At 43.4% G+C, this 24,892-nt stretch carries 25 protein-coding genes; 5 read left to right on the plus strand and 20 right to left on the minus strand.

Going from position 1 to position 24,892, the window contains the following annotated elements; all coding sequences use genetic code 11:
* Positions 1–14 precede the first annotated feature (14 nt).
* The 4 genes from MHB84_RS29030 to MHB84_RS29045 all read right to left on the minus strand — a co-directional run bounded on the left by MHB84_RS29030 (position 15) and on the right by MHB84_RS29045 (position 5,990).
* Entirely contained in the window at positions 15–2,774 is a 2,760-nt protein-coding gene (locus MHB84_RS29030) for an alpha-mannosidase (RefSeq protein WP_076288523.1), read from the minus strand.
* 40 nt (positions 2,775–2,814) lie between these two features.
* On the minus strand, positions 2,815–3,633 hold the full coding sequence (locus tag MHB84_RS29035) for a carbohydrate ABC transporter permease (protein ID WP_024631711.1): 819 nt from the start codon (positions 3,631–3,633) through the stop codon (positions 2,815–2,817).
* Between the two features lie 12 nt (positions 3,634–3,645).
* Positions 3,646–4,539 (minus strand): carbohydrate ABC transporter permease, encoded by an 894-nt coding sequence (locus tag MHB84_RS29040; RefSeq protein ID WP_024631712.1) that lies wholly within the window; start codon positions 4,537–4,539, stop codon positions 3,646–3,648.
* A 71-nt stretch (positions 4,540–4,610) separates the two neighbouring features.
* A complete protein-coding gene (locus tag MHB84_RS29045; RefSeq protein WP_076288522.1) occupies positions 4,611–5,990 on the minus strand; it encodes an ABC transporter substrate-binding protein in 1,380 nt (459 codons plus the stop codon).
* 407 nt (positions 5,991–6,397) lie between these two features.
* On the opposite strand from MHB84_RS29045, the gene MHB84_RS29050 reads away from it, so the two are divergent.
* Positions 6,398–7,513, plus strand: coding sequence for a GntR family transcriptional regulator (locus MHB84_RS29050; protein ID WP_076288521.1), 1,116 nt, complete (start codon positions 6,398–6,400; stop codon positions 7,511–7,513).
* A gap of 133 nt (positions 7,514–7,646) precedes the next feature.
* Here the strand turns inward: MHB84_RS29050 and MHB84_RS29055 are convergent, their stop codons facing one another.
* Positions 7,647–8,561, minus strand: a complete 915-nt coding sequence (locus tag MHB84_RS29055) for a poly(ethylene terephthalate) hydrolase family protein (protein WP_076288520.1) — start codon at positions 8,559–8,561, stop codon at positions 7,647–7,649.
* Positions 8,562–8,841: 280 nt separating this feature from the next.
* Between MHB84_RS29055 and MHB84_RS29060 the strand changes: the two genes are divergently transcribed.
* The gene (locus tag MHB84_RS29060; RefSeq protein ID WP_076288519.1) at positions 8,842–9,423 is read left to right on the plus strand and encodes a TetR/AcrR family transcriptional regulator; all 582 of its coding nucleotides are present in this window, start codon (positions 8,842–8,844) and stop codon (positions 9,421–9,423) included.
* 24 nt (positions 9,424–9,447) lie between these two features.
* Positions 9,448–10,074 carry an HXXEE domain-containing protein gene (locus MHB84_RS29065; protein ID WP_143764610.1) on the plus strand — a complete coding sequence of 209 codons (627 nt, stop codon included), beginning with the start codon at positions 9,448–9,450 and terminating at the stop codon, positions 10,072–10,074.
* A 199-nt stretch (positions 10,075–10,273) separates the two neighbouring features.
* On the opposite strand, the gene MHB84_RS29070 is transcribed toward MHB84_RS29065, so the two are convergent.
* The 11 genes from MHB84_RS29070 to MHB84_RS29120 all read right to left on the minus strand — a co-directional run bounded on the left by MHB84_RS29070 (position 10,274) and on the right by MHB84_RS29120 (position 19,004).
* Positions 10,274–11,254 (minus strand): SDR family NAD(P)-dependent oxidoreductase, encoded by a 981-nt coding sequence (locus MHB84_RS29070; protein ID WP_076288518.1) that lies wholly within the window; start codon positions 11,252–11,254, stop codon positions 10,274–10,276.
* Positions 11,254–11,445 (minus strand): hypothetical protein, encoded by a 192-nt coding sequence (locus MHB84_RS29075; RefSeq protein ID WP_170867790.1) that lies wholly within the window; start codon positions 11,443–11,445, stop codon positions 11,254–11,256. Before MHB84_RS29075 ends, MHB84_RS29070 begins: the two co-directional genes overlap by 1 nt.
* Complete coding sequence (locus MHB84_RS29080) at positions 11,421–12,644, minus strand: RNA polymerase sigma factor (protein WP_076288517.1); 1,224 nt, start codon at positions 12,642–12,644, stop codon at positions 11,421–11,423. Before MHB84_RS29080 ends, MHB84_RS29075 begins: the two co-directional genes overlap by 25 nt.
* Positions 12,645–12,849: 205 nt before the next feature.
* Positions 12,850–14,256 (minus strand): outer membrane protein assembly factor BamB family protein, encoded by a 1,407-nt coding sequence (locus MHB84_RS29085; RefSeq protein WP_076288516.1) that lies wholly within the window; start codon positions 14,254–14,256, stop codon positions 12,850–12,852.
* A 198-nt stretch (positions 14,257–14,454) separates the two neighbouring features.
* On the minus strand, positions 14,455–14,994 hold the full coding sequence (locus MHB84_RS29090) for an NADPH-dependent FMN reductase (protein ID WP_076288515.1): 540 nt from the start codon (positions 14,992–14,994) through the stop codon (positions 14,455–14,457).
* 4 nt (positions 14,995–14,998) lie between these two features.
* The gene (locus MHB84_RS29095; RefSeq protein WP_076288514.1) at positions 14,999–15,460 is read right to left on the minus strand and encodes an Rrf2 family transcriptional regulator; all 462 of its coding nucleotides are present in this window, start codon (positions 15,458–15,460) and stop codon (positions 14,999–15,001) included.
* A 6-nt stretch (positions 15,461–15,466) separates the two neighbouring features.
* Positions 15,467–16,357 carry a UDP-N-acetylmuramate dehydrogenase gene (gene murB, locus MHB84_RS29100; protein WP_076288513.1) on the minus strand — a complete coding sequence of 297 codons (891 nt, stop codon included), beginning with the start codon at positions 16,355–16,357 and terminating at the stop codon, positions 15,467–15,469.
* Positions 16,358–16,470: 113 nt separating this feature from the next.
* The gene (locus tag MHB84_RS29105; protein WP_076288512.1) at positions 16,471–16,827 is read right to left on the minus strand and encodes a HesB/IscA family protein; all 357 of its coding nucleotides are present in this window, start codon (positions 16,825–16,827) and stop codon (positions 16,471–16,473) included.
* A 45-nt stretch (positions 16,828–16,872) separates the two neighbouring features.
* The gene (locus tag MHB84_RS29110) at positions 16,873–17,211 is read right to left on the minus strand and encodes a hypothetical protein (RefSeq protein ID WP_076288511.1); all 339 of its coding nucleotides are present in this window, start codon (positions 17,209–17,211) and stop codon (positions 16,873–16,875) included.
* Between the two features lie 50 nt (positions 17,212–17,261).
* Positions 17,262–17,567 (minus strand): winged helix-turn-helix transcriptional regulator, encoded by a 306-nt coding sequence (locus MHB84_RS29115; RefSeq protein WP_076288510.1) that lies wholly within the window; start codon positions 17,565–17,567, stop codon positions 17,262–17,264.
* A gap of 33 nt (positions 17,568–17,600) precedes the next feature.
* Positions 17,601–19,004 (minus strand): MFS transporter, encoded by a 1,404-nt coding sequence (locus MHB84_RS29120; protein ID WP_076288509.1) that lies wholly within the window; start codon positions 19,002–19,004, stop codon positions 17,601–17,603.
* Positions 19,005–19,169: 165 nt separating this feature from the next.
* On the opposite strand from MHB84_RS29120, the gene MHB84_RS29125 reads away from it, so the two are divergent.
* The gene (locus MHB84_RS29125; protein WP_072732814.1) at positions 19,170–19,829 is read left to right on the plus strand and encodes a helix-turn-helix transcriptional regulator; all 660 of its coding nucleotides are present in this window, start codon (positions 19,170–19,172) and stop codon (positions 19,827–19,829) included.
* 116 nt (positions 19,830–19,945) lie between these two features.
* Here MHB84_RS29125 and MHB84_RS29130 read toward each other — a convergent pair whose 3' ends face one another.
* A complete protein-coding gene (locus tag MHB84_RS29130; protein WP_076288508.1) occupies positions 19,946–21,091 on the minus strand; it encodes an epoxide hydrolase family protein in 1,146 nt (381 codons plus the stop codon).
* A 25-nt stretch (positions 21,092–21,116) separates the two neighbouring features.
* Positions 21,117–21,695, minus strand: a complete 579-nt coding sequence (locus MHB84_RS29135; RefSeq protein WP_076288507.1) for a LysE family translocator — start codon at positions 21,693–21,695, stop codon at positions 21,117–21,119.
* 134 nt (positions 21,696–21,829) lie between these two features.
* Here MHB84_RS29135 and MHB84_RS29140 point away from each other — a divergent pair, with 134 nt between their 5' ends.
* Positions 21,830–22,735, plus strand: coding sequence for a LysR family transcriptional regulator (locus MHB84_RS29140; protein ID WP_076288506.1), 906 nt, complete (start codon positions 21,830–21,832; stop codon positions 22,733–22,735).
* A gap of 84 nt (positions 22,736–22,819) precedes the next feature.
* Here MHB84_RS29140 and MHB84_RS29145 read toward each other — a convergent pair whose 3' ends face one another.
* Together MHB84_RS29145 and MHB84_RS29150 are read right to left on the minus strand one after the other, a co-directional pair.
* Positions 22,820–23,614: an SDR family NAD(P)-dependent oxidoreductase gene (locus MHB84_RS29145; protein WP_076288505.1), complete on the minus strand. Its 795-nt coding sequence runs from the start codon at positions 23,612–23,614 to the stop codon at positions 22,820–22,822.
* Positions 23,615–23,781: 167 nt separating this feature from the next.
* On the minus strand, positions 23,782–24,828 hold the full coding sequence (locus MHB84_RS29150) for an AraC family transcriptional regulator (protein ID WP_076288504.1): 1,047 nt from the start codon (positions 24,826–24,828) through the stop codon (positions 23,782–23,784).
* Between the last annotated feature and the right edge of the window lie 64 nt (positions 24,829–24,892).

A 24,892-nucleotide genomic window follows, 5' to 3' on the forward strand; every position in this document is an offset into this window, starting at 1 on the left:
CAAGACTGAATTGTTTATATCAAACGTATTGTGGGTTGAATGCCGATCGTCTGAATTTTTGCCGGTCCCACATTCAAAGCATAACTTCCCTCATCCGCTACCTTCATGGCTTCACCTTGATCTTCAACAATTGTACTTTCGTACACTTCCTTAGCCTCAAACGATGGCGTTACCTTCAGTGAAGTCGTCTCCGATGATACATTGAACACCCTGAACAGCATGTCATCATTTGCCTCGCCACGTTTAAGCGCACTAAAAGCGAGATGATCACCCTCCCATTGCAAAAACTCGTGGGTAGCGGGTGACGTTCCACCATGTACCCCTGTCTGTTGAACGGTCCAGGGAACCGGGAACTGGTACGCCTGCACATAAGCCTCGGACTCAATAACATCCAAATCATGTGAAATGAGCTCCATTTCCATAATGTGCTGTCCGAGACATTGGGCTTCAGGCGTTGCAAATACTCCCCAATCCCCAAGCTCGCGTACCCCACGCAGCAGTGTCACAGCAATGGTATTCTGATTAGCCAATACTTCGTACTCATTAAGACCTTTATTCGCAATCGTTAGCCCTTCACGACCATTGCTGATACTGACAAATGCATTTTGATGCTGCGCATTGCTGGGATTTCTCCATTCCGCTTCCGGCTGTATCGGGCGCTTTGCCAGTTCGTAAATAGAGTCAACGGTAACATGACTTGCTTCGAGTCCCGTTTGGAACAGCATGCGAATTCGATGATCCTGAACCGTGTTATTGATATAACTTTTAATGCCAACCGAACGACCCGTTTTTTCAAGGCTTAGCTCTGTACGAATGCTCACCTCCCTAGTTTCATCGAGCCGCCGGGATTTCCGGTAACGAAATGGAACCATGGAGCGTATCTCTTCATTCAGCAGTTCATCTGCGCCTAACGGGAGCTTCCAGATATGCACGATCTCATAAACGGCTTTCAGTGGTGTATGATGTACCAGCTTAATCTGGGCAGGCAGTCCCTGCGTAGTCAACGGAGCTTCCTCATCCGGTTGCCTGTACATATACTCATTTCCGATATCCCCCGTATCCTCATAAATGCCAAGCCCGGTATAATTACGACCGTTCACTTTATCCAACATGGTAAACGACCCATCCCCCGCAATCTCGATCCGCACATAATCGTTCTCCATCACTTGCTCTTCTGTAACAAGTTCAGTGGTAGTCAGTTCGCTAAGCGCATTCTCTCCAGAAACACTCTTAGGCACAAGAGCAAAACTATGATATCCAAAACCAGGGATGTTCTGGACATGAAGCTCTACATCCACTTGATATGCCCAGTAAGGTTGACGGAATCGATCATCCGGCAAATCATATCCAAATGTCGGTCCAACGGGTGTGATTACGGCTTCCACTTGCTTGCCTTCCGCGTTCAATACAACCCAATCGTTCGAGTCAAAGGCTTCATATTCGCGCTTAAACTCCTGATACTTTTCATGCGGAGGCCGGTGGTCAAAGTAACGTCTCTCAACGTCCATCCTAGTTACAATCACATTGGATCGTCGATGTCCCGAAGTGTTAAACACTACAAAAGGCAACGCATAATCTGCGTCAAAGCCAGATGTATCCACGGATTCGGCTATTGTACGAGCACTCTGAATCGATATGACTTCCGCCACTTCTTGTGATTTGGCAAATCGGGTCATCATTTCCCTATGGACCTCGTCAACACTGCACCCGCAGATGCTGTCATGAGGATGATTCTTCAGTAACGTCTTCCAGGCATATAACAGCTCATGCCGTGGATAAATGCCTGTGGACAGAGAGGCCATGACTGCCAGCGGCTCAGCCACTTTCTCCAGTAACGTCTGACTTTTTACATTTTGCTGTTTGATATACACCCTTGCTGAAGCCGTATTTACAAGTGTGATCCAGCCGTCGGTCCATTGGCTTCGAAGTTCACCGCGAATGACGTCCAATGATTGGGGTTTCGCTTTTTGTAAAGCCTGAATGTATTCGGGAAAGCTGGAGTGACGAAACGCCACATCTGGCATAATCTCGGTAGCCGTCTTTAACGCTTGTGTCAGATCTTTCTGAAGCGGCTGATGATCACATCCGTTCATGAACAGGAGTTCCGAACTTGAAGCAAACTCTTCTGCTGCAGCCAGTTTTTCGGCCCAGTAAACTTTCGCCTTCTCTGGTTCCACCGGAATTTCCATGCCATTGTTGTACCAATTGGCGAACAGGATCGCCAGTACACGAGTACCATCGGGAGATTCCCAATACATCTCCGAGTATTTGGAGGTATGTTCATTGCCAGACTGAATTTCGTTATTGAATCCAACTGGCTTCACTCCACGTCCATATACAGCTACCTCAATGCCTGCCTGGCTAATGAGCTGTGGTGCCTGACCCATATTGCCGAAGGAATCCGGGAAATATCCGATTCTCGCATATCCTCCCATTTGTTCTGAGGCTTGAATACCAATTAACAGGTTACGTGCGTTGGCTTCACTGCTGACGAGAAATTCATCTTGAAGGATGTACCATGGACCGACAATCAGCTTGCCCTCTTCAATTAACTTGCGGACTTGGTTCGACCTATGCGGCATGATTTCCAGGTAATCTTCCAGTACAATAAACTGCCCATCCAGATGGAAATTGGTAAATTCCGAGTCATTTTCAAACGTCTCGATTAAATCCTCCATGAGCTGAACGAGCAACATTCGGTGCTTCTCGAAGGATAAATACCACTCCCTGTCCCAGTGAGAATGTGCGACAATATGCGCGGTTTTTGTAGTCATTCATTTCATTCCAATCTTGTATGATTTAGTTGTTGTGTACTTACATTTTTACCGAACCTACCGTCATGCCCTTGACATACATCTTCTGCATGAACGGGAAGGCAAGCAGGATTGGAATGACCGTAATCAAAGCCCCTGCCATGAGTTCATTCCATTTCTTGAATGAAGATGAATCCAGATACATGAGTCCCATCGGTAACGTAAACATATCCCGGCTATCCACGATGATCATCGGCCACAAAATATTGTTCCAGCTTCCGATAAAGTTCAGAATCGCAATGGTTCCGATAGCTGGCAACGCTAATGGCAGATAGATTCTGTAGTAGATTTTGAAATTGTTGCATCCATCCAGTACTGCGCTCTCGTATAACTCATGTGAGATTGTGCGGAAGTAACTGGTGAATAGGAAAATGGCGAAGGGTGCAGCACCATTAATCATGGGCAGAATCATGCCAATATACGTGTTTTGCAGCCCGAGATTGGTCATGTTGATATAAAGCGGAATCAATGTGGTTACACCTGGAACGAGCAGCAAGGCAATAAACGTGTAATAGATGAATTTTTTGCCCCGATAGACAAATTTGGCAAACGAATAGGCCATCATGGTATAGATGAGAATAACGCCTATAATCACGACTGCACTTACGATCACGCTGTTGATGAAAAACTGATAGAAGTTCAATTTGTTCCATACGTCACCAAATGTGGACCACATCGGTGCAGCTTGTGGAAACGGACTCTGTGGATTGGCTAGTGCATCCTGTGATGTCTTCAGCGAAGTGCCGATCATCCAGACAAAAGGATACAGGCAGGTCAATCCGTACAAGATTAGAATGATATGCTTAATATATTTGACCATGTGCTCCTCCTTTTAGATGTCTGCCTTGAATGAGCGAATACTGAATATGGCAATGGCACCTGTAATCAGAAATGATACCCATCCGATAGCGCTGGCCAGACCATAATCATTGTTTAGAAAAGCTGTACGGTACACGAGCGTACCAATAACCTCCGAACTGCCAGCCGGTCCGCCGCCTGTCATGATGAACACATTCTCAAAGGCCTGAAAGGCTCCGTTCACCATCTGAATGACGGCAATAAGCGTGATTGGCTTCAGTAACGGCCAGGTAATTTTCAATATCATGGTTGTTTTCTTGGCACCATCCACACTTGCTGCTTCATACAGTGTCGGATCAATGGAAGTCAGACCAGCGTAGTACAGAATCAGCGTTCCAGGCAGACCACCCCAGATTGATGTCAAAATAATACCGAGTAAAGAAGTAGACGAACTCCCCAGCATTCCACCAGGTACAGCAAGGAAATCCAAACCCATCCATAAGAAGAGTGAGTTGAATGCTCCACTAGGTTCAAACAAACCTTTCCATACATAAAAGATAGCTACGCCAGATGCGATCATCGGCAGAAAATAAATCGTCCGGTACCACGTTGCTGCCTTCGTATTTTGCAGCACAAATGCCAGCACAAGTGCGATTGGAACGACGACCACAACCTGTGAAACGGCAATAATCAGATTGTGCAGAACGGCATTATAGAAATTCCGGGTTACAATCGGATCATCACCGAGCAGGAACTGACGAAAATTCGCCAGACCTTCAAACCTTGCGGTGGAAAAATCGATCCCGGACCAGTTATAAAAACTGAGCATGATCGAGAATCCGACCGAATACACGCCGATGGCTAGAAACAAAAGCACGCCAGGCAGTAAAAAGAGATACGGCATCCACTTATTTCGACTTTTTATCATGATCAATCACCTTTTGCTCTCAATTTGGCAATCGACAGCCCCTTACGGGGCTTGCCAATTGCTTTGGTGTTCTAGTTCCCGCTCGCTTTCAGACTTTCCATGGTGTCGTCGAACTTCTTGGCGACTTGTTCAGCAGTCATCTTTTTCTCGATCATGGATTGCATGGACTGGGCATACACTTCCCACTCTTTGTGCTTGCCACGATACGTATTGATTGCAGGTGAAGCTTGACTGTAAGGACCAGGTTCGGCAGCGAATGCATCTGAAATTGATTTCAGGTTCGGGTCCAGATCATTTGCACGATCGCCCAGATTCAGTGCAGGTACTGTATACGCCGCATTAGCAAAAGCAACAGCAGCATCCGGATCACCGGTGAGGAATTTAATGAAATCGAGCGCTTCAGCCTTGTTCTGCGAATCTTTATTTACTGACAACATCGTTAACGTGAATGGATCAGTCGTCCAGCTGTTAATTTTAGATCCTTCAAGCGGAGGTACCGGGAAGGTGAAAATATCGTCAGGACTCATTCCCATAGCCAGTAGGGTAGACATTGTGAACGAACCACCGAGATCGAAAGCGGCTTTGCCAGCAGCAAACGCCTGGTCTGCTCCATCAATATCCGTTGACAAAATTCCCGGCATAAGCAGATCTTTGTTTGCCAATGTCTCCATCGCTTTTACTACCGGCAGATTTGAAGGGTCGCTTAGTTTGGACTTTCTTTCGAGCAGATCAATATAACCTTGAGGTTCGTTCAGCATGATGGACAGTGCCGAACCGGCCCAGTTTTCCCACAGATCAGGCAGCTTTGCACCAAACACTAGCCCAGGAGTACCTGTTTTCTCTTTGACAGTCTCCATCATGGTGACGAACTCTTCCCACGTTTTGGGCGCTTCGGCTGTCAGCCCTGCTTCTTCGATCAGCTTCTTGTTACCATAGAAAGTAAAGAATCCTCCGATATCAAGCGGCAGTCCATAGAACTGGCCAGTCTTCAGTGACTTTTGAATTGTGGTGGCGTTCTTGTCTTCTTTCCAGGAATCAACCTGGCTCTGTGTGACAATGATCGGGTCCATTGCAGCACTGTAGTAGCTGTTCAACAGATCATCACTCACTTCACCAGACAGCTCGAGCACCGAGTTCTCTATGGAATCTCCTGCCGTTGCCCACCAGTTCACGATATCCGGCAAATTTTTGGAGTTGGCTGCCGCCTGGAATTTTTGGCGATACGTATCATCTGGTGTAAAGGTCTCGAGTTTGACTTTGATTCCTGTTTTCTCTTCATACAATTTCGCAGCTGCTTCAATCCCTGGCGTGTAAGCAACCTTCCACGTCCACATCGTCAGCTCTTTACTCGCTTTGGGTTCCGTCCCCCCGGACTGCGCATCACCGCAAGCGCTTACAATAAGTGAGAAAACAGTTAACAAAGTAACGATCATGCCTGCTCTTTTTTTCATCCCGCAACCACCCTTATCTTTAATTTTGGATCGTTTCTGGCTTAATGAATATTCCACGACAACAAATTGGCGTTAAAAACCGCTGCACCCCCTTTTTAAATTAAAGAACACTTGATAAAAAATTCGAAGCATAGATAAGATTATGAAGGCTCGTTGGAAACGCTTTATCCAACAAACTTTAAAAACAATATAAACAACATACTTTTACTTGTAAATGTTTATTTTTAGATACAACTTAACAAAGTGTATTCCTAATAAATTGTTTATTCATAAGGTTTTTTTATCATGTTTGTTCGTAATTTCAATCTTCTTGTCTTACTCACTTGTTATTGATTTTTAGCACTTGTATATGTTGTATTAATATAATATATTTAGAACGAACTAATAGTGAATGGAGATAAAATGCGATGGTTAGAACCTTCAAGCCAATGTACAAGAAAATCGAAACATATATCATTGACCAGATTCGAAGCGGAAATTGGAAACCAGGCAGCCGAATTCCTTCCGAAAATGAACTGGCTGAGCAATTCAGTGTGAGCCGTATCACAGTGAAAAATGCCCTCACTGCTTTGGTCGATAAAGGAGTTGTCTACCGACTTCAAGGCAAAGGCACCTTTGTTAACGATCACAGCCCCGAGGAGATTCATAACATCACATCAGCGGTAAAAGAGCAGCTCATAGCACCAACGATCGGGTTCCTTCTCCCCCGTCTCGACAATCGGTTCACCGCCAATCTGCTGAGCGGAATTGAGGACACCCTTTCAGAGAATGGCTATCAATTGTTATTTGCCAAGACGAATGATTCACAAGAGACGGAGATTCTGAAAATCCAGGAAATGAAACAGGCAGGCGTTAGAGGACTAATTATCTATCCCGTTGAGGGTGAACACTATAACAATGAGATCCTTGCGCTTACGCTAAATCGCTTCCCCCTAGTCCTTCTGGACCGCAATCTAAAAGGGGTGGAGACCAACTCCATCAGCTCAGACAACCATGAGGCAGCTATTCAGGCAGTTAAGCATCTTCATGAGCTTGGGCACAGTCGAATTGGCTTTATTTCCACTCTTGCTGAGGGGACATCAAGTATTGAGGACAGATTGCATGGGTATGAGAAAGCCTTGGAGGACCGTCATATTCTGATTGATCGCAGTATACAGATGACACGTCTGGCCATGAGTGACAGCGATGAAGAGGTTATCATGATGATTCAGAAGTTTTTACAGGCAAATCCGCAGATGACGGCCCTTCTGTCTTCCAATTTCAGCCCTCATGTTATTCAAGCGGCGATGCAGATGGGGATCTCTGTACCGGAAGATTTATCCGTTGTGTTCTTCGATGATGTCGAATTTCCGGAGTTCTGTACCATTCCACCCACGGCTGTTGTCCAGCAGGAACTTGAACTCGGACGAGAAGCGGGCAGAGTCATCCTGAAACAAGTGGAGAATCCAAGCAGTGAGTATCTTCAGGTCAAGTTACCCACGATGCTTATTCCCAGACAGTCAACAGCAAAGGCGAAATCATAGCTACCGTTTGGTATTTAACAGGATACCACTAATGAAAACGTTTATATTTATAGTAATCTATTGAGAGTTCAACGTAATTACGAAGAAGGACCCTTCCATTTGAGAAGGGTCCTTCGATTTATGTGAGCTATGACTATTGTAAATTTGCGGAAGTAACATCCTTCCAATGTTTATTCATTCCTATTTCATCATGTTTTCCAACAAAGGCCATTCTTGCCTCCAAATCATTCATCAATTGATATCTCATCCAAGCTGTCAAATAACCTCTATGCTGTCCTCCATCCTGCTCTATCGCTGTATGTGTAGCTCCTTTAGCCATGGCCATTAAGACCGGAAGATCCGGATTGGTATTCTCCAACGCCAATTTGTTGGAATCTGACGGGGAAATGATGAAATCTCGGGTTCCCCCAATAACAAAAAATGGTACCTTCAGCGCTGATGTATCGTACACATCCTCTGGATCACAATATTTCAGATCAGGCAGAGCAATCGATACAACCGTTTTGATGAGATCCCCGTTCTCAAAATTCGTATGAGCGTTAATCACACCTGTTGATCCCTGCGAATGCCCTGCCGCACCGACCTGATCTTTTTGAATCCTGTGATAGAACGGGCTGACCGTCGCTTCATTTTCACTAAGCATATATTCTATCGCAGCCATAATTTCTTTTCCTGTACCTGTGGTTTGACTGTATGTATCGATGACAATAAATCCCCAACCGGCCAGGTGTCTTAACAACTGATCATAATTGTCAGGTAATGCCCCCGTTCCATTGCCCCAAGCGATGAGCGGGTGCAAGACATCCGTTGATTGCGGAGAATAAACCCTGTAGAGTTTCTCGCCTTGTTTGTCCTTGATCTCCAGCGTATCTACCTCGTACGTGCCGGGCAGAGCATATTTTTCTTCAACACTTCCGGCTTCAAAAGTAGCCGATACCGAATTTACGAGGAAGAAGGATAGTACGCAAAATGCAGCGATCAAAATACCGACAACACCCGTTATCCATAGAAACCACTTGCTCCGAATTACTCTTTTCACTTGTGGCATACAATCTCCTCTCACATTAAAGCAGTATACGTACGTAAAACATACCACAGGTATAGCGCTTTTTGTTTAGAGATATTTTTGTTACATCAACCTTTTCGCATTTCATAATAGAACACCCACGAAAAAATGAACATGCCTTAACGAAAGCCTTCGCTATGATGTTTCTTAGTTAATGGTCAATAATCCAAATGTATGACTTGCAATATTAGGAAATCGTGCTAATATAAATTCAAACACTGTTTAAAACATTGTTTGAATAACTTTATTGGAGGTTTTACATATGGAACCAGACAAGAAAAGTGAAACAAAAGAAAAGATTATGCAAGCCACACTGGAGTTCACCAAACAAAGTGGATTTGAAAGCATCACCATTCGAAAAATTGCCGAAGCCTCTGGCACAAATGTATCCCTGGTTAATTATTACTTCGGCTCCAAAGAAAATTTGATCAGTGAATCTATTAAAATGATTCTGAGTAGCTTTCAGCATACCTTTGTTATACTCGATGAATTATCCATTCCCGCCCGAGATCGATTAAAGCAATTCTTAATGGATTATTTACAAGTCATCCGTGAATATCCCGAATTGTTATCCAGAATTATTCTTATGGGTTCAGCAGATTTCTCATCTCAACAGGAATACGGTTCATTCTTAAATTTATTGGGGTTCCCCAAAGTTCAAAATACGTTAAAAGAGATAACCGGAGAGCAACAACCGGAACGACTGACCACAATGATGACGCAAGTTTTCGGGGCGCTTTTTCTCCCGGCACTTATGAGTCCTATTCTGGAAAAAGGAGCTTCTGTGAAGATTGCTCCGATAGAAGCACAAATTGACTTGCTCTTTGAAAGATACTTTCATTAAACAACATTGATGGAGGCGATTCAGTTGAACATGTTAAGAAAACATTGGCAAGACTTGGGATTGATCATTGCATGCCTTGTATGCATTTATCTCATCTTGGATTGGGGAACACTTCCGCGCATTAACAGCATTTTGTGGTTAAGCTTTATTGCCATACTCCTGCACCAATTTGAAGAATATCGATGGCCGGGTTACTTTGCAGGATTGTTTAATAAAGCTCTGTTCCAAAGTAAGACACCTGAGAGATACCCGTTAAATCAGCAGTCAGCCATGATTATTAATCTGATTATCGCCTATGTGTTTTATTTACCGCCTGTATTCTTCCCTTCCATTGTATGGCTGGGTCTGGCACCTGTATTAATGGGTTTTTTCCAGATTATCTGGCATGGCATCTTCGCCAATATAAAGGCAAAAAGTATATATAATCCCGGATTATTTTCAGCGATATTTCTGCATTTGCCAATTGGAATCTGGTACATTAAAAGTGCCTATGAACAGAATATGTTAACACCAGCAAATTGGATGTGGAGCACCATTTATTTTATCGTAGCTGTCTATGTTTTAATTGTTAAAGGCAATATGTGGCTGAGAAACAAAAACTCTGTTCATCCTTTTTCACAGAAACAATTAGGATCTTATACTAAAAAATAAACCTGTGACTTCAATATAAAATAAACGCATCGAGTCTAAGGATTCGATGCGTTTTACGTTTCTTCTTTGAAATGATTAAATTTCAACCTTGAACTTTATTTTAAAACATTTTTTACACAGGATGCTGTACACGAAGGGCATTTCCAACACAAAAAAGCCGCCATTTCAGGCGACTTTCCTCGTGAACAGAAAACAGATCTTAAGAGATTGGTAAATCCGTTTGAGTCAACTGGGCGGAAACTTCCCATAGACGACGGGCTTGCTCAGGATCGATAGCATAGTCCTTGACTCCAAAGAAGGCTCCATCCGCAGGAGCTGGCTCACTGATGTCACAATCCTCGCAATACACGCCACCTTTTCCCTCAAGTTGCGGAGATGTCGCTGCCCATACTTGCGTTGCTGCCCCTTGCTCTGGCGTTTTAAAGTTTGGATTGGCAACTTGACCAGACTCATCAATCCAGCCCAATGCGATCATTTCCTCTTTCGGCATATGTCGTTGCAGCGGCGTCAGAATTCCACCCGGATGTACAGAGAACGCACGCACTCCCTGATCTGCACCACGTCTATCCAGTTCAACGCTAAACAGAATGGTTGCTGTTTTGGACTGTCCGTAAGCAGGAAACTTTTCATAGCCGTTCTCAAATTGCATATCGTCCCAGCGAATTGGTGAGAAATGATGTCCTGTTGATGCAACAGATACAACCCGTGCTCCTTCCTGACTTACGAGTGCCGGCCATAATAAGTTAGTTAGTGTGAAATGTCCAAGATGGTTCGTAGCAAATTGTGCTTCCCAGCCCGGCCCTACGCGAGTCTCTGGACAAGCCATAATCCCCGCATTAAGGATTAACATGTCGATACTCTGGTTGCTTGGCAGAAAACGATCGGCAAAAGCACGGACACTGGTGAGATCTGCGAGGTCCATTTCATCGATCTCTACACCAGCTAGTCCTGCAAGAGCCTCTTTGGCGATGGCTGGCCGACGTGCGGTTACAACAACCTTGGCTCCAGCACGAACGAGTGCACGTGTAGTCTCCAGACCCAATCCGGAATATCCACCCGTGACGATGGCAAGTTTTCCGGATAGATCCGTGTTACTCAATACTTCCTCAGCTGTTGTGCGATGGTTGAATCCGGAACCGATTTTATGTTGTGAGGTTTTTGGCTTATTATCCTGGTTCATCAAAATAATCTCCTTCCAGATGTGTCTTCTTCAAGTTTACAGCTTAGAGTGCCCTCTAAGTCAAATATAACGAATTCACCTACATCAATGCTCCAAACCTTTGCTAATACAAAAAAGCCCGGTTCATCACCGAGCCTATAAACAAAAGTATAAGGTTGTATTTCTATTATATTTCTATATACTTCACCCATTGCTCATACAGTTCAGTCTCACTGCATTGAAAGATCCCTTTGAAATCTAGAGGATTGCGAATCAGTTTGTTTAATGCCTCTATCCCGTATCGCTCAACCACAAATTCCACCATCATATAAGAGAACTGAAAACCTTTCATCGTTTCAAAATCCCACGTATCGTTATTTAATTCATCAAAAGTTGGAATCGACTGGTTGCGAATGGTATCTTTCGTTGAACCTTTAATGAAATCTTGGGACATCTGTTTAGCTTCATATCCACCAATACCCTGTCTTATCCATTTGGGAGCTGCAGGATTAATGTCGCTGATTAGCCACATGGCGAACAAGTGGACTGTGCCTTTCAGAATGGATTGATACGTATGCTCCGGTCCCGGATTCAATGGAGAGACAATCTTCAGAGTATGCCCTTCATATGTGCCCATAAACCAATTGGGGGCATCTGTTTCGCCGACGGCTTGATGGAACGTTGGCAGATCAGGATAAATTTCAATAACTACCTTTTGTGATGGATGATGTTTATATTTGGTCGACACTCGTTCAACACTATTATTGAGTTCATCGAACAAATCTTGATGCACTTTCGTCGTACGATCATTCGTATCATGGTTTTCACCTTTATTTACAATGGAAATCAGGTCTTGAATAGACATGATGGCAATATCCCCCCACTCTTTTAGTTCTTTTCTTAATTTCTCCAAAGCCCTGTATAGTCTGTTCTTTACTGCACTTTCCCGTCGTCCAACTATCTTGGATATTTCGGGCAAGGTGCAGTCAACGAAAAAGCGTAATGCAATAATTTCCTGATCAATCTCATCCAGCTTTTGTAACGCAGAGCCAATATCAATGCGAATATCAACATGTTTCGTAAATTCAAGAGAGATCGATTGCGATTCATAATCTGTAAAATCATAAGGAGATTCTTTTTGTCGCGATAACCTGCGATATTCGTTCTTCACCGTGTTCTGAGCAATCTTAAAGATCCAGGTGAATAGATTAGAGCTTCCTTTAAAACTGTGAATATTTTCGACCGCTTTCAAAAATACCTGTTGGGTCAAATCATCTGCAACCAATGGATTCAATTTCAGTGAGAAGTATTTGCTGATTCGTTGACGATATTGCTCATACGTATTCTCAAAGATGGCGATGCTGTCCTGTTCATCCGGATAAACAGGTTTCGTGTCATGAGCTCCTGACATGGTGGGGAACCTCCTCTTGATTTACATTTAATTAGACACCGGAGGAAGCAAAATAGCCACGCATGAGAAAAAATAATTTTTGACTTTTTGGCCTCTTTAGTATGAATTCTGCTTTTATGAAGATGAAAAACAAACAAAGGCAGCCGATCACACTGACCAGCTACCCTTGTTCTTTTCTTTTATGGAAGCACAACTCAGTCTTTGCTTATCTCAGCGATGCGGGCAGCTTTACACCGAGGAGTTTACCCTCCGCCTGTATTATGATCATACCATCTGTCTTCAGCGTCGCTTCGTGTAAATCTGCCCCGGTGGTTACCCGAAAGACGGGTGTAGCAGTCAACATATTAATTCCGAACATTGTTCCGTTACGCTGCGTTCGGTACATTCCTTTGCCGTACACGCTAATTTGAGCAACAGGGGCGTCGCCATACCACTTGATTTCCTGACCATTCACCAGCTTGATACCCGCTAGTTCTCCCGTTGTTTCATTTTTGTATATCAGCCTTTCCTGCACGATACCAAGCGACAGCCCGTTTTCTTTATAAAAAGGGCGCGGATAAGTCCGAAGAGGATCCGCATTAGCTATATATTTGTCAAAGTTGTATTCCGCCACCCGATCTCCTTGTTCAATGTATACCTTTCCATTACTTGCAAATACACTCCCATACCCATAGTCATACGGTGGATCACCATTCATTTTCCAGTTATATTCAAGGCTCCCCTTTTGTACGCCAGTCTTGAGGTTATAGGCATTCACACTCACTTTACGTTCCGGTTTTGATTGATATTCTGTCAGTTTGGAAGAATGATAATCAACCGAATACACGAGACCGTCTTTAATTTGAAGTGCTTCTCCTTGACCGAAATCGTCCCATAACTTTTTGCCTGTCTTCTTGTCATATGCATTTAGTTGAATGGACGTAAGTGCCCCCTGTACATAAAAGGTTCGAAGCACGACGCCATTAGATTCCTCCAGGTAGTCGGTACCGTTTCCTTCACCAAGCGGCTCGTCAGCCCTCCACTTCAGCTTGCCCGTCTTCATATCAAATGCAAATGTTGTACTGCCTTGGATAATATAAAGCGTATCGCCCGTTGGAACTAACATTTCTGTACGATATCGTGTATCGATCCAGGTGGATGAGCCTGATTGCCAAATCGCTTTTCCTGTCTTCGCGTTCAAAGCATAAGGCTTATGCTCCCCAGTAAGACCGTAAATGACGTTATTATGGTAAACAACATAGGGTTTTAATCCTTTTCCGTAAGACCATAGCCGTTTGCCTGTCTTTGCATCCAATGAGATCAGTTTGCTATCAGCGAAAGTGAATACCTTACCCTCTTCTGCTACTGCCTGATGACCAATATAAGGTTCGTTCATATTCAAATAATTGTCCACCTTTGCAGTCCAGGAAGGCTTAAGTTCTGGTACCGAAATCCCCATGTAGGAATACCAGTTGCGTACCGAAACATCAGGTGCGTCTGCATGTGCTTGAGACAGAATAACGGCGTTCCCCCCCAGAGCAAGAAGCCCCACAGCTGTAAAGCTTGCGACGATACATCGGAATAGTTGACCTTTCAAATTCGTAAACGGTCGATTCTTTTTCGTTTTGAGCATAATACCCTCCATTGTAATAGTTTCTACATTAGTTACCTTAATAGATGTGTATTTCTTGAGAGAGCTATCGTATCTATAATCTTTATGAATATAACGCATTGAATTGCTTAATAGTTATACTCTTGTTATGAGATTTATATTGAACTTAAAACAAAAAAAGCCGCCAAATTGGCGACTCCTTGCTTATTTCAGGCGGGATCAAGCTTTTAATTGAGTCTGCATGAAGACCAGCTCCTCAGCCAACTTTTCCAGACGACTTAAGGCTTCAGTATCTTTAATGTTATTCTCTGCATCAAAATGATCACTATTCAGATATACATAGCTTGGGGCGACATAAGAGCGGAAAAAGCCGGCAATCGGTTTTAATTGATTTTCCACTACCAAATAATGTTGATAGGTGCCACCGGTTGCTAGAAAACCCATCACTTTATTGTAAATGCTCTGCACAGGCAGAAGGTCGAATACATTTTTCAGTACGCCTGTCAGAGAGGATTGATATATTGGTGTGCCGATCACGTAAAAGTCAGCATCTATCAATTTTTGAACCACCGACTGGGTGTCTTCATTGTAATCCTCCAACTTGCGACCATCGCAAAATTCGATTCCTTTATAATCTCTTAAATCTATGAGTTCAACTTCAATTTCTGGATGATTATTTTTTACGAATTGGAGTACAGCATTCACACCTACTGGTGTCTTTGATCCAATCAGTGACCCGGACAATCCGATTAATTTCACAACATTAACCTCCAATGATTTCTTCTTCATCATCAAACGATTCCACGTTTCCCAACGCACATTCCTTCATCACATGAAGCATACTGCCTAGGGTGATTTTTTCTAACTGCTGCATTAACTGTTGTTCACTTTCTATGAAAATGTTTACGAGCTGAATATCTACCTCTGATGTTAAATTCCCTTTTGTCATCATGGATGGTTTGGGGATCTGAAGCGGTTTGGAAGATACCAGGGTGTACACATCTTTCAAGGTTATCTCATGCGGGTCTTTGGACAAAACATAACCACCGTCTATACCTTCTTTTGACTTAACGTATCCCACTTTTTTGATCGAGCTAAGGACTCGGCGTATCCTTGCCGGGTTCACCCGAATCCTTTCAGAGATCTGAGTACTGGTTAACTTCTCATTTTCATGTGAACTAAGGAGAACCAGAATATAGATAACAACACTTAGCTCACTGTTCATAGCAGCCTACTCTCCCAAAATAATGACTTCCGTCTCCAATTCAATATTAAATTGATCACGCACTGTTTGTTTAATTAATTTGATTAATTCCAAATAATCCTCAGCAGTGGCGTCATCTGCATTAATGATAAAACCAGCATGCTTCTTGGAAATTTCTGCTCCCCCAATGCGAGTGCCTTGTAAGTTACATTCTTGAATGAGTTTTCCAACATAATGTCCCTCTGGACGTTTGAATACACTTCCGCAAGAGGGAAATTCAAGCGGTTGTTTGGATTCCCTTTTAAACGTTAAATCCTGCATGGTACTCGAGATGTTATCCTTGTTCCCTGGTTTAAGCTTAAATTCCACTTCAAGTATGATGTAGTGATCCGTTCGGAAGATACTGTTTCGGTAACCAAGCTGCATGTCATCTCGGACCATGTTAAGCAACTCTCCATGTTTAGTAACCACTAGCGCTCGTTCAACGACCTCATCCATCTGACCACCATAAGCTCCTGCATTCATATATAAAGCGCCACCTGTACTTCCGGGTATCCCACATGCAAACTCCAGACCTGTTAAGCTGTTATCCAAAGCTGTACGTGACACATCAATAATGTTGGAACCGCTCTGCGCTACAATCTTGTCACCATAGACTTTAATCTGATCAAATTCGCTCAGAGAGAGCGTTATTCCACGCACGCCCTGATCTTTGATAATGACATTTGATCCTTTTCCAATGACCGTCAGAGGTATTTGATGTGTTTTTGCAATGTTAATCACGTTAACAATTTCTTCTTTCGTTGTAGGATGGATAAGTATGTCTGCTTTACCACCCAGTTTGATATACGTGTGGTCTTTTAATGGCTCATTCCATTTCAATTTTTCCAAAGGTATGTGATTTTCAAAAATATTCATGACATTCTCTCCCTGAGTTGAAAAGACATGATTGCACGATCGGCCAATAGAAAGCTCCTTCATTGTATGTTTAATATGAGATATTGGTTGAAAATATTCCGTCATCCTGACAATTAATCACATTTTTTGACCTCACCACGGTAATTCGCCATTCGGAAGCTGGCCCCGCATCCACATGAAACTTTTGCATTAGGATTATTCATGGTGAATCCCCCTAACATTCCACTTTCTTCGTAATCAATCTCAAGTCCTTCAATGTATGGGACCGAATTGGTGTGAACTAATATACGAAACACACCTTTATCTAATAAAATATCCCCTTCTTCTTGCTGTTCATCTACGATAAGGTTATAGGATAAACCACTGCATCCCCCCTCACCCACCCCGACCCGAAGGAAAGAATTCTGGGTATCCGCACTTGCCAGGATTTCAACGATTTTTTCTGCTGCTGCTTCACTGACCTGAATCATTGTTATACCTCCTTGGAGCGTATTTTTTGGCTAAGCTGTTGCTTTTCAAACGCAGCCCATTAAAATCTTAATGATTTCTTCAGGACTCGTATATGCATTAAAATAACGACAACCTGTTGATTGCAGATGGATAGGAATATCCATAAGTTCCAGCGATCCGCTATACAATATCACTCGATATTTCTCGGGAAATTGTTCTATTAGCAGCTCAATATTGTCCACATTCATATCTACGATAATCACTGAATTATCCGGAAGTTGATCCATGTTGCCGATCACATCACGAGTAGCCTCCAGTACATGTAACGACGGCTCGGTTTGAATCAACAAACTTAAACTTTTAACAATGTGATGCGTATCTGATAGGATTAACACATGGTTCATTCAGAAAACCTCCGGATAAAATGATGGCAATCGCAGGATATTCCATTGCGTTAATTCATATTTGTAGTAAACCATTCCATCAAACAGGGTATGAAAGCAGCTAGAGCGGCCCCTTTGGGTGTAAGTTCATACATGATCTGTATGGGATGTGTTCGAACTTTTCTCTTCACCAACTGATCATCCTGAAGACCTTTTAATCGTTTGGATAGGATCGCTTCTGAGATGGAAGGCACATTTTCGTAAATCTCGCTGAATTTCTTAGGACCTTGCGAAAGAGTACATAGGATATGGATCGTCCATTTCGTCCCAATAATACGATAGGCTGTGAAAAGTTTCTCGGTATCCGAAGTCAACATCGTACCATCACACCTTCCTTGACTTACCCCCGTTTATTTGTTTTTCACACCCAACGATTGCAGTCCCGTTCTTATTTGGTCTGTTACTGGTGCAATCCGAGTACTGGCAATCAAACTCAAGACAATCAACAACAGATGAAAGCCCATCGTTACGATTAATCCTGATTGCAATGACATCCCGCCAGCTTGACACACCACCAGGATGGAACCACCGATCCCGATGACCACGCCCGGTGTAAACGAATCTGCAAATTGCAGATTTGCCGAGGTTTTGCCAACGCCTTCCTCTCCTGTTTGGGAAAACGCAACAACACCGCTAATCGGATGTGCTAATCCAATGCCTATTCCAGCTATGATCTGGCCTATAACCGCTACGGTAACGGTCACAACAGGAATCCAAAATACGATGGTAATTCCGATGGCAAGCAGGAGAACACCAGTAATAATTCGTCTATGACGTCCACGACCCTGATCTGCCGAGTCCCAACGACCTTGCAAATAAGCAATGACACACCAGCTCAGTGCAGCGCTTGCTACAATTAAACCAGCCTGAGAAGGTGTAATGCCTTTGACCTCAATTAAAGCCAACACCAAGAAATTTTGTGTACTGGTATAAGCAGCGAAGAACAATCCACGCGTAGCGAGTATAGCGGGCATACCTCTTCGCAAAGCAAGGGTTCCCTCCGGCAGCAGTTTGCGCAGTGGGTATACCATCAGTACTCCCCCGATAAGGACAATAACAAATCCAATAATTGACGGAAGCTTGCCAAGTCCCACTAATAAAGTCCCCGTACCTATCGTTAATAGCAGTGCCATCCAAGTTGCGGCAGATCCATTCGCCCCTTGGGCAGGCTGTGATTTTAATTTCGTAAATGCAGGTAAGCTAAGGAGTGCTGAAATCAACAAGATTGGTAGAATCCCCCAGAACACAAATTGCCATGACCACTGATCTGCAATAAGGCCTGCAATGTATGGACCAAGCATGGACGGAAGAACGTAGGCTGTACCGAATGCTCCCAGTATTTTGGCGCGTAATTCGTCCGGATAACTTAAGGAAATGGCCGTGTACACGCAAGTCATCATAGCTCCAGCACCCAAACCCTGCATGGCCCGTGACGCGATCATGGTGTACATATCTCCTGCAGTTGCGGCTGCGACCAGCCCGACAATAAACAATAGAAGTGCGAGCGTAAATGGTACTGCAGGTCCCCTTCTATCAATAATCCGACCAACAACCAAGGTGCCTATAATCTGTGCAAGCAAATATGTACTGAATATCCAGCCGAACAGGTTAAGACCGTTCAGGTCTCCAGCAATTGAAGGAGCAATTGTCGTTACCGACAAACCTTCAAATCCAACAGCCATCACTGACAATATAATTCCTATGGATAATGCAAAATAACGCGGACTGAAAATACTTTGAGAATGGGACGACATGATATGGGACCTCCAAGAGAATTTTATGTATACACCGTATCCGGATACTTAGTAAACATTTTACTTTACAAAGTTTAAACTACAGTTCGCCTTTGACTTTGTCAATGTATTTGTTTAAAATGTATGAAATAATGAAGATTCAGTTGCTTAAAAAGGAGGTTCACCATGAGCCGGGATCAAACGAAAAAGGATGCCTCAACCAGTACCCGAAAAGCAATCATTAACCTGCTTAAACAGCAAGGTGGAATGGATGTTGTGGCACTCTCCTCCCAATTTGCGTTATCTGGAATGGCTATCAGGCAGCATTTAAATGCACTGAAAGAAGAAGGATTGGTTACTTTCGAAGAAGAGGCTCGTCCCATGGGTCGACCAACCAAGCTATGGAGATTAACCCCCGCTGCTGATCGTTTTTTCCCTAGTGGATATTCGGAGTTATCCGTCAGTCTGATCAATTCCATGAAAGAAGCTTTCGGAAATGAAGGACTGGACAAGCTGCTCAGTGTTCGGAATAAAAATATGCAAGAACAATATCTTCAGTACATTGGTGATGCATCCGGCGTGAAGGAAAGGCTGGAGAAACTGGCTGAAATTCGAACAAATGAAGGCTATATGGCCGAGGTTAAGGATCAAGGCGATGGTAGCCTCTTATTTATAGAGAAGCATTGTCCTATCTGTGAAGCTGCAGCAGTATGTACCGGCTTATGTAAGAATGAATTGCATTTATTCAAAACGGTTCTGGGGGATCAAGTTCATATTGAACGTGGAGAGTATATTTTGGCTGGAGGAAGAAACTGCATATATACGGTTAGAGAATATCATTCGTAACCAAACAAACTTGCATAAACAAACTTGCATAACTATATAAAAAGCCGCCAACAGGCGACTTTCTGAATGGTTACGTTTTGTTCCCGTTAAAGTCCAGAAAAGGATTGTATGAGAAATTAATTAATGGAATGAATAAAACGATGAAGATGTTCAGCTAATAACTTTGGCTGTTCCATCGCAGCGAAATGCCCCCCTTTATCCGCTTCCTCCCAGTACGTAACATGATACACACGCTCTACCCAGCTTTGTGGAGGCATCGGCAACTCCTTGGGAAATACGGAAACCCCTGTTGGAACAGTAATGCGCTGGCCTTCCGTGAAATGCAGTGGCATTTTGCCACCTTCAGTATAGATTCGCATGGAAGATGCAATCGTATTGGTAAACCAGTATATCGAGATATTCGTGAGGATATGATCAAGTGAAAAGGAACTCTCAATATTTCCTTTACAGTCACTCCACCCCCGAAATTTTTCTAGCATCCAGCTGGCAAGACCTGCCGGGGAATCACTCAGTGCAAAAGCCAAAGTTTCCGGCTTGGTTCTATGAAGGGCGCTATAAGCGCCTTCTCGTTCCGACCATTCCGCTACGGAGTCAAGGTATGTGCGCTCTTCTTTGCTCATCGAAGGTGTATTCTGAGTAAGTGGTGGCCTGTAGCTTCCAGGAATATAATTAAGATGAAGTCCTCTCACCCGCTCAGGGTAGATGAAGGCTAACCACGTTGAGACTCCTGCTCCAATATCCCCTCCCTGTACAAAATACCTTTCATAACCCAGACGATCCATCAGTTTCGCCCAAAGTGTAGCTACATATTTGGAACCTACCCCAGGCTGAGTGGGTTTACTCGAAAATGCGAATCCCGGCAAAGAAGGAATAATCACATCAAATGCGTCTTCAGCCTGTCCACCATATAATGATGGGGTTGTTAGATAAGGAATCAGTTCTAACATTTCTACGAATGATCCTGGCCAACCATGAGTCAGTAGCATCGGCCGTGATGAAACTCCTTCACCTCGAACATGAACAAAATGTATATCGAAACCATCCACGTTCTCAATATATTGCGGGAAACGATTCAGTCTTGCTTCTTGCTCGCGCCAGTTATACTCCGAACTCCAGTAATCCACTAATCGCTTCAAAAAGGAATAATCTGTCCCCAAAGCCCATGGTTCTTCAGAGAATCGAGAGGGCCATCGAACCTGTTTCAATCTGTTAGATAAATCATGTAATTGTTGCTCTGGAATAGCGATCTTGAACGGTTTCATTTCAATTATCCTCCTACGGTTTGAGTTAAATAAAAATACGTATCGCTGAGTATGTCAACAACAGACACATCAGCAATCGAAATGACCTGTCATGGACAGTTAGAAAGGTTTTGAACATAGAGCCAAACCCCGACCATACAAGTAACGACAACCATCCCAGAAGGATCGATAAACTCAAATAAATAACAAGACTCCCGCCAGAAGGTGAAGAAGGCAAAATGAAAGCACTCATCACCGTTAGAAAAAACAATATACTTTTGACATTGATAAGTTGGAGCATAACACCGGATAAAAATGACGATTGCACATCCCTCGAATCCTTTTCCGAACTTTTATTCCCCATCATAAGCCACACCAGATAAAGCATATATGCTGCACCAGCCCATTTAAAATACGGCCCTACAACTGGCAACCAGTGATATAGGCTTGTTGTAAATACGCCGCTTATGATCCCCAATAAGCCAAACCCCGCTAAAATACCACCATTAAATCTCCATGATCCAATAAAGCCAAATTTCCGTGCCTCATTCATCATCAAGATGTTGCTTGGTCCAGGTGTTATGGAGGTCACGATCACATACGTTAGAAATGCTACAATATTCAAGCTGTACCCCCCAATGAAATCATTTACGATCTGAAGGACTTTATTGTATGATGAATTAAACCCTTAATAAAATCGAAATTATTAAAAGCATTATCATTTTTATCGATACATGTCTCAAGCTAAGGAGAACTTGGATGGAAATTAGACATCTTGTCACATTTCAGACGATTGTCGAGGTTGGAAGCTATACCGGTGCCGCATCCCAATTGGGCTACACACAATCCACGATCACGGCTCATATACAGTCCCTCGAAGAAGAGATTGGCGGGGAGCTTTTCACATACGAAAAAAGACAATTGAAGCTTACGCATCTGGGGAGGGAATTAATACCGCTGGCAGAAGATTTGCTGGCAACTCATGATCAGATTAAAAGCATAAGAAGCGAACAGGAAGTTAAAGGTATATTAAGGGTAGCTGCACCAGAGTCTTTAACAATTTCCAGATTAAGTCCGATCATCAAGGAGTATTCATCGAAATATCCTCAAGTTCAATTCATCCTTACCAACGGTACATGTGAGCAAAACCAGGTTGATTTGATAAGTGGGCGTGTAGATGTAGCTTTGATGGTGTACCCGGAGCTGCATCCGGAAAAATGCATTCATTACCAGCTAATCGAGGAAAAAATAGTACTGGTTTCCAGCAATGACGGCCCGGAACATTTTGATGCGTATAAACTGGAGAACAACCCCACCTTTTTTATCACAAACGAAGAAGGATGCAGTTATCGAACCATGTTTGAAAAACATCTTGTAAAACATGATATTCCTCCGTTTCAAACGATGGAGTTATGGAGTATTGAAGCCATCAAACAAACCGTTATGAGTGGACTCGGCTTTTCTTTTTTACCTTACATGACAGTTAAAGAGGACGTGGAACGAGGAAAACTTAAGATTGTGAGTCATTCCGAACAGTTTGACCCCCTTTACTCCCATATGCTGATTAAAAAGAAAAAATGGCTATCTCCAGCCGTTAAAGCTTTCAGTGAGCTTGTTATAAAATCAATCAGTGTATCAGAAAACGAATCGGATTTGATCCATTAAGCTTATAGATATATGGAAACGAAAAAAGAACCTTGGGCTTCCCTCAAGGTTCTTTACGTTCAGTTGTATAGTGAAAAACAAAGTTTAGAAGATGGTTGGCACCATTCCCCCATCCATACGGATTGGAGAACCTTTGAATGCCGATGCATACGGACTGCACACAAATGTGGCCAATCTGCCTATCTCAACAGGCTTGATAAATCGTTGAATTTCGGATTGAGGCAGGTTTTTGCGCATAAAATCCTTCTCTTTTTCTAAAAAAGTCATCGATTCATCAGGGTAGATGCTCTCTATGATTTGTTGCACATTTTCAGAGAGGGTGGGTCCTGGCATGATTGTATTGACGGTAACTTCTGTTCCTACCGTTAATTTCGATAAACTTTTGGACAACGATAATAACATGGATTTGGTCATACAATACTGAGGCATTTGTCCTGAAGGCATGATGGCTTCTTCACTCGCAATAAAGATCATGCGGCCATAATCATTTTGCAACATTTTAGGCATGTAAAATTTGGACAAAGCATTTGCAGCGAGAACATTCGTACGGAAGTATTTCTCCCAAACCTCATCGCTGATATCTTCATATTGCATCATTTCATAAATTCCCATATTGTTCACTAGGATATCAATTTGGGGGTATTTTTCAAATAAGGCTTCTCTTTGACCAATGTCCACCAGATCAGCTGTAGCTTTTTGAGGTGAGGTAGCGGGAAACTCGGTCTTTATTTCATGAACTGCGCGCTCAACCTCTGCATCATTTCGTCCATTGATGAGCACATTAACCCCTTCTTTGGCAAGTTCAATGGCAATGGCTTTCCCTATCCCTTTCGTCGATCCTGTAACCAAAGCTGTTTTACCGTATAAACCCATATCCATATCAACTACTCCTTATATTTTCTTGTAGCGGCAAGCTGAATCGTTGTCATGTTATAAACAGTCTTGTGCTCCGGATAGGATTTATATTACCTTGTCTACATAGCCGAGTAACTAGCGTGTTGCGCCAAAGTTCTTGCATCACACGCCAAATGATATAAAGCATTCATTTAATGAAGAGTTGATGATTCTGGCGATCCTTCGGATAGCGAATTCGTTCCTAAATATTCCGTACGCCAATTCGTTGGCGTATCCCCTTCCCATGAACGAAAGGCACGGTAGAATGAGTTCTGGTCTTCATATCCAATTAAGAAAGCTACTTCTTTAATGTCCAGTGTAGGGTCTGCCAAGTAGGCTCGTGCCTGCTCATGTCTTGCTTGCGTCAATAGATGCTTGAAACTTGTATTCTCTTCTGTAAGCCGGCGCTGCAAGGTCCGATCGCTCATACCCAATTCCTTGGCAACGACCTGAATGTCGGGGCGACCTCCTGTGAGACTGCGTTTCATAATCCATTTGACCATGTCTGTAATAGAACGACTGCCCTGCTGTTCATTCAGCGATCGGTCCAGGGCGGGAGTAAGGATCTCCAGTAACTCTTCGTTGTATGAAAGAAACGGACGGTCCAAATCTTTACGATGTAAGGTAAGCCGGTTACATGTTGCACCAATCCGGATTGGGCAGCCAAAATAAGTCTCAAGGGTACGAACATCACCCATGGTATGCGAAAATTCGACAAGCCGCGCAGTCAAAGGTTGACCTGTTCCCCGGCGCCCAAGTTCGAGGAGAAATGCCAGTGTGACTCCAACCAGCAATGACGGACCTGGTTGTTCGTTAGACCATTCCAGTTCAATTGAACAATCATCGCCCTCCTCAGTAATACGCAAGCTTTCAGGGGGACAAAGTTGTTTGTAGCGAGCCATTCGTTGTAGTGCATCACGGTAGTCACGTGCGTGGTAGGTCGCTAAGACACTCGGCGGGTATTTCCCTGTTTCAAAGACGGTTGCAAGTTTGATGATTCCTTCGGCAGTGTCACCGACGAGATCGGAATATGCCTGCCAGATCGCAAAATATTGAGCGGTCGTAACAGCTGGTTCAGTTATAATCGTGAGCGGCAGTTGTGCTTTACGAGCTACATCGTGGGCGGCAATCCCTAATTGATGCAAGCCTGTCCAAAACCCTGCCGGGAATTTAATACGCTCAAAGGTGTGGGACTTCATAGATACCCTCCTTCTTGGAGTCTTTGTTGCTTAATGATTCATCCACTGTACAGGGACTCTGATT

It is taken from the genome of Paenibacillus sp. FSL F4-0087, from assembly GCF_038020215.1.
Lineage (GTDB): Bacteria > Bacillota > Bacilli > Paenibacillales > Paenibacillaceae > Paenibacillus > Paenibacillus taichungensis.